5 protein-coding genes are annotated in these 6,270 nt (G+C 66.7%); 3 read left to right on the top strand and 2 right to left on the bottom strand.

The window, feature by feature from the left end:
• The first annotated feature begins 208 nt into the window (after positions 1–208).
• Complete coding sequence (flgK, locus tag AC3A6B_RS25690) at positions 209–2,167, top strand: flagellar hook-associated protein FlgK (protein ID WP_487839469.1); 1,959 nt, start codon at positions 209–211, stop codon at positions 2,165–2,167.
• A gap of 17 nt (positions 2,168–2,184) precedes the next feature.
• Positions 2,185–3,396, top strand: coding sequence for a flagellar hook-associated protein FlgL (gene flgL, locus AC3A6B_RS25685; protein ID WP_487839468.1), 1,212 nt, complete (start codon positions 2,185–2,187; stop codon positions 3,394–3,396).
• On the opposite strand, the gene AC3A6B_RS25680 is transcribed toward flgL, so the two are convergent.
• Together AC3A6B_RS25680 and AC3A6B_RS25675 are read right to left on the bottom strand one after the other, a co-directional pair.
• The gene (locus AC3A6B_RS25680; RefSeq protein WP_487839467.1) at positions 3,383–4,378 is read right to left on the bottom strand and encodes a LysR family transcriptional regulator; all 996 of its coding nucleotides are present in this window, start codon (positions 4,376–4,378) and stop codon (positions 3,383–3,385) included. The genes flgL and AC3A6B_RS25680 overlap by 14 nt on opposite strands.
• Positions 4,379–4,544: 166 nt before the next feature.
• Entirely contained in the window at positions 4,545–4,670 is a 126-nt protein-coding gene (locus AC3A6B_RS25675) for a hypothetical protein (protein WP_487839466.1), read from the bottom strand.
• 184 nt (positions 4,671–4,854) lie between these two features.
• Between AC3A6B_RS25675 and AC3A6B_RS25670 the strand changes: the two genes are divergently transcribed.
• A complete protein-coding gene (locus AC3A6B_RS25670; protein WP_487839465.1) occupies positions 4,855–6,264 on the top strand; it encodes a serine hydrolase domain-containing protein in 1,410 nt (469 codons plus the stop codon).
• Positions 6,265–6,270: the final 6 nt, after the last annotated feature.

Genomic DNA, 6,270 nt, shown 5'->3' with positions numbered 1-6,270 from the left:
GAGCAGATCAACCAGGCGATCACGCAGATGGACCAGGTGACGCAGCAGAACGCGGCGCTGGTGGAAGAGGCGGCGGCCGCGGCGCAGTCGATGCAGGAACAGGCCGGCAGCCTCGTCGAGGCGGTCAGCGTCTTCAGGCTCGCGGACTGAATGTTTCACCCGCGCTGCCGATAAACAAACAAGCAAACCTACCTACAGGCAATCCCAGATGTCGATGTTCTATACCGGCCTGAGCGGCCTGGCCGTGGCGCGCAGCGCGCTCATGACCACGGCGCACAACACGGCCAACGTGTACACGGCCGGCTACAGCCGCCAGACCTCGATCGTCGCCACCAACGGCGCGATCTCGACCGGCGCCGGCTTCATGGGCACCGGCGCCAGCGTCACGACCGTGTCGCGCAGCTACGACCGCTATCTCACCGCGCAGCTCAACGGCGCCGAGGCCACGGGCGCCGCGCTCGCGAGCTACAACTCCCAGATCAGCCGCATCGACTCGCTCTTGGCCGACAAGACCTCGGGCCTCACGCCGCTGATGCAAAGCTTCTTCGCCGGCATGCAGGGCGTGGCCAACACGCCGGCGGACCCGGCCGCGCGCCAGCAGCTCATCAGCGCGGCGCAGGCCCTGGCCAACAAGTTTCGCGCCACCGACCAATACCTCAGCGACCTGAACACTTCGGTCAACGACCAGATCGTGGGCAGCGCCGAGCAGATCAACACCTATGCGACGCAGATCGCGAGCCTCAACCAGCAGGTCAGCCAGCTCCGGGCGATGGCCGGCGGCCAGCCGCCGAATGACCTCATGGACCAGCGCGACCAGCTGGTGGCCGAGCTCGGCAAGATCGTGGATGTCAAGGTGCTGGAGCAGGACGGCGGCAAGTACAACGTCTTCATCGGCAACGGCCAGACGCTGGTGATGGGCGACCGGGCCGCGACCATGAAGGCCGTCGACTCGGCGGCCGACCCGACGCGCAAGGCGATGGCGCTGGTCGGGCTGAGCGGCACCGCGTCCGAACTCAAGGACAACATCTTCACCGGCGGCACGCTGGGCGGGCTGATGGCCTTCCGCGCCGAGACGCTGACCACCACGCAGAACGCGATCGGCCGCCTCGCCATGGCGCTCGGCAGCGCCTTCAACGACCGGCACAAGCTGGGCGTCGACCTGAACGGCGTGCTCGGCACCGACTTCTTCTCCGAGGCCCAGGCCGGCGTGTTCTCCAATGCGCGCAACACCGGCACCATGGTGCTCGGCGCCGCCGTGACCGACACCTCGCAGCTCACGACCAGCGACTATGCGGTGGAAGTGAAGGACGTGGCGGGCACGCTCACCTACTCGGTGACGCGCCTCGCGGACAAGGCGCCGATCGGCGACTTCACCGCCTTCCCGATCGCCTTCGACGGCGTGAGCCTGTCCGCCGCCAGCGGCACGGCCCAGCCGGGCGACACCTTCCTGGTCCAGCCGACGCGCTCCGGCGCGCGCGATCTCGAAGTGCTGGTGCGCGATCCGGCCAAGGTGGCCGCGGCCTCGCCGCTGGTCACGGGCAACGCCACAGGCAACCAGGGCAGCGGCGCCTTGGGCGCCGCCACCGTGGATGCCAACTACCTCGCCGCGCCGCTGGCCGCGAATGTCACGCTCGCCTATGACGCCGGAAGCAACACGCTGTCGGGTTTTCCGGCGACCTCGGCCGTCACCGTGACGCTCGCCGACGGCACCTCGACCAGCTACCCCGCCGGCACGCCCGTGCCCTACACGGCAGGCGCCGCCATCAGCTTCGACGGCATCAAGCTCAGCATGACCGGCGCGCCGGCGCAGGGCGACAGCTTCACGATCAAGAAGAACGTCGGCGGCGTGTCGGACGGCAGCAATGCGCTGCTGCTCACGGCGCTGCAGAAGAAGAACACCATGGGCGGCGGCACCTCGACATTCAACAGCGCCTACGCGCAGCTGGTGAGCTCGGTGGGCAACCGCACGATGGAGATCCGCGTGGCCGAAACCACGCAGACCAGCGTGACGGACCAGATCCGCGCCACCCGCGATTCGATCTCCGGCGTGAACCAGGACGAGGAAACCGCCAACCTGCTGATGTACCAGCAGATGTACCAGGCCAACGCCAAGGTGATCGAGACCGCGTCGACGATGTTCGACTCGATCCTCGGCATCAGCAACTAAGAACATCGGCAATCGTCATGCGCATCAGCACCCAGACCTTCTACGCACAGAGCCTGAGAGGGATCGGCTCGCAGCAGCAGCAGCTGTTCCGGATCCAGCAGCAGCTCTCCTCGGAATCCAAGTTCCTGACGCCGGCGGACGATCCGGTGGGCGCGGCGCGCTCGCTGGTGGTTTCGCAGTCGATCGCGGAGAGCTCGCAGTACGCCGCCAGCCGCAGCCGCGCGGTGCTCTCGCTCTCGCACGAAGAGGCCGCGCTGCAATCGGCCACCACCATCCTGCAGAACATCAAGACGCTCACGGTGCAGGCCGGCAACGGCACGCTGTCGGACGCCGACCGCGAATCGCTCGCCACCACCATCCAGAGCAACCTGGACCAGCTGGTGAACGTGGCCAACGCGGACGACGGCAACGGGCAGTTCCTGTTCGCCGGCTTCAAGAGCGCCAATCCGCCCTTCGTGGCGCAGGCCGGCGGCGGCGTGCAGTACATGGGCGACCAGGGCCAGCGCCTGATGCAGATCGACGTCTCGCGCCAGATGTCGGCCACCGACGACGGCCGCAGCGTGTTCCAGTCGGTGCAGGGCGGCGCGGGCTACGTGACCACGGCGGGCGCCGGCAACACCGGCACGGGGGTGTTCGGCTCGGTCGCGGTGACCGATGCCACGGCACCGAACTACGGCCGCGATTTCACGATCAGCTTCGCCGGCGGCAACTACACGGTGAGCACCAACGATACTCCCCCGGTGGTCGCAGCCAGCGGCCCCTTCGTGGCGAACACGCCGATCTCCTTCGGCGGCGTGCAGATCAGCATGAGCGGCGCGCCGGCGGATGGCGACAGCTTCCAGGTCTTTACCGCCAAGAACGCCGGCACCGACGTGTTCGCCGCCATCGGCGAGCTCGTGGCCTCGCTCAGGAAACCGCTCGCCGGCGGCGGTGCGGCGGCTCAGGCCGATCTGCAGAACGCGCTCTCCACGGCCAACGTCAAGATCACCAACGCGCACGACAACGTGCTCACCATCCGCTCCTCGGTCGGCTCGCGCATGAACGAACTCGATGCGCTCAACGCCTCGGGCTCCTCGCGCAGCCTGATCGACAAGAGCTACCTGTCGGAGCTGGAAGACCTGGACATGGCCAGCGCGATCTCGGAATACCTGCAGCGCGAGACTTCGCTGAAGGCCTCGCAGGAAACCTTCGCGCGGCTGCACAGCATCGCGCTGTTCAACTACCTGTAGACCGGCTGGCGGCTTCCGGTTCGCCGCCGGCAGGCGCCGCCGCCTGCTGCTGCTGCTGCTGCTGCGCCTCCATCTGCACGACGGCCTCATGCAGAAGGCCGCGAAGCCAGACCAGCGCCGGGTCGTGGGTGCGGTACTTGTGCCATTGCATGGACTGCTCCATCCGGGGCAGCGGCAAGGGCGCAGGCAGCACCGTGAGCGGCAGGAATTGCTGCGCCATGCGGGCCAGGCGACGCTGCACCGTGGCGACCCGGTCGGTGCCCAGAACCAGGAAGGGCGCCGCGACGAAGCTGAAGGTGCAGACCTCGACGCGCCGCACGATGCCGCGGCGCTTCATGAACCAGCTCTCGAGCGTGGGCTGGCCGAGGCTGGCCGGCTGCACCTCGACGTGGTCTGCGGCCACGTACTCCTCGTAGCCGAGGGTGCCTGCGCGCGCGAAGCGGCTGCCGTTCCACACCATGCACACGTACTCTTCCTCGAACAGCGTTTCGATCGGATGGTCGGGCGAGCAATAGTTGCGAGGGATCACCAGGAGGTCCGCCTCGCCGCGCCCCAGCGCGCGCTGCGGCTGGTCCAGTTGCGGCAGCGGCGAGAGCAGGAAGCGCACCGTGCGCGACTGCTGGCGCGCCAGCGCCAGCAGGTGCGGCATCAGGGTGACCGTGGTGTAGTCGGAGACCAGCAGCTGGAAGGTGCGGTCCGAGCGCGAGGGATCGAACCGCGGCTGCGCGGCGATGGCGGTGTCGATGCGCAGCAGCACGTCGCGCACGGGTTCCTTCAGCGCCTGGGCCCGGGGCGTGAGCTCCAGCGAGCGGCCCACCTTCACCAGCAACTCGTCCTCGAAATGGGCACGCAGCCGAGCCAGCGCGTTGCTCATGGCAGACTGGCTCAGGTGCACGCGCGCGGCCGCCTTGCTGATGCTGCACTCGGTGAGAAGCGCATCCAGCGCCACCAGCAGGTTCAGGTCAAGCTTGTTGAAGCGCATAACCGCCTCGCTCGCACGAGATCGAGAAGAAGATGGTGAACCACCTTCGCGCGCCGGGGACTAGGGCAAGTGCGACTATCGCCGCAGGAAAGGCCGAAGCCGGAGGCAGCGTGCCGAGCCGCTGCCGAACGAGAAATGCCGCAAAGGGCGCCGCCCTGCCGGCAGCCTAGCCGCGCAGAAACGAGGCCGCGACGATGATGGCGATCATCACGATGCCGACCCGGGTCATGTAGATCCCCAACTTGGCTGCTACCGGGTCTCGAGGTTGCAGCTTTGCGTGCGTTGTATCCATGGCGAACTCCTCTCGGACGACAGGGGTGTCATCCTAGGCGCGAGCGCCGGCCGTGCACATGGCGAATTGGCAACGATGACCTGCACTCGTCTGGCAGTTCGTGCATTGGGTCACTGTTCCCCGAAGTGATTGCGGATTGCGTCTACACTCCGCAGCCCCATTTTTCAAGGAAGCGGCGACACCCATGAAAAAGAACGCCTGGCTCAAGGCCGCGCTGGACTACGTGCCCGATTGGTTGAGCTTTCAACTCGAGCGCTATCGGCAACCCGGGTGCTCTGTCGCTATAGCGCAGGGGCCCCATATCGTGGCGGAGTTTGCCTTCGGCGCCGCGGATCTGGAAACCGGCAAGTCCCTCACCCCGAGGCATCGCTTTCGCGTCGCGTCGCACTCCAAGAGTTTCACTGCGAGCGGCGTCATGCTGCTGCGGGAACAAGGAAAGATCGGCCTCGACGACCCGATCGGCCGCTATGTCTCCGGCCTGCACAAGGGCCTCGCGGGCGCGCGCATCGGCGAATTGTTGTCGCATGGTGCAGGCGTGGTTCGTGATGGCGCCGACAGCGGACAGTTCTCGGACCGACGGCCGTTTCTTTCCCGCGCAGAGCTGTTGGCGGAGTTGTCCATCAAGCAGCCGTTCGCACCCGGCGTTCAGCTCAAGTATTCCAACCATGGCTATGGCCTGCTGGGGCTGATGATCGAGGAAGTCAGCGGCACCGAATACCCGGCCTGGATCACTCGCCACGTGATCGACGCGGCGGGATTGCACGAGACCGTCCCCGACATGCCGCAGCTGCGCAAGAAAGCGCCCATGGCCAATGGGCACAGTGCCGAGTTCCCCTTCGGGCAGCGCCTGATCGTACCGGGCGACAACGTCTGCCATGCGATCGCGCCGGCAGGCGGATTCGTCTCGACGGCTTCGGATGTGGCTCGGTTTTTTGCGCAACTCGCGCCGGAAAGCAAGGTGAGCATCCTGTCGGCAGCGAGTCGCCGCCACATGATGCAGCGCCGCTGGCGCGACAACTGCAGCACCCAGGAGTCGTACTACGGCTACGGCACCATGATGAGCGGGCCCGGGGCCAAGGAGTGGTATGGCCACACCGGCAGCCTGCAAGGCTTCGTTTCGAGAACGGCGCGCTTTACCGCCTCGGGGTTCACGGTCACCGTTCTTTGCAACGCACAGGATGGCCCGTCCTACCAGTGGGTCGATGGGATTGCGAGCATCCTTTCGGCCTTTCAGCACCATGGTGCGCCCGCCAGACGGGAGGCAGGTTGGAAGGGACGCTGGTGGAGCATGTGGGGTGCCAGCGATCTGGTCCCCATGGGCAAGGTGGTGTGCCAAGTCGGGCCGGCGATGAATCCACCTTTCGATGGCACGAACACCGAGTTCGCGATTGCCGGCAAGGATCATGGGGTGATCCGCAGAGCCTCTTCCTACAACAGTCCCGGAGAGACGATCCGCCGGGTGCGCGATTCCGACGGTACGCCGACCGAGCTTTGGGTGGGAGGTTCAAGACTGCTGTCCAAGCAGGCGATGCTGGCCGAAGTCACTCCGCGTTACCGCAGGAGCCGGCGCACCGGCGATGCCGCGGCTGCATAGCGTCAG

The sequence above is a fragment of the Variovorax sp. Soil_C_33 genome (assembly GCF_057656935.1).
This window is presented reverse-complemented; position numbering and strand designations above follow the sequence as displayed.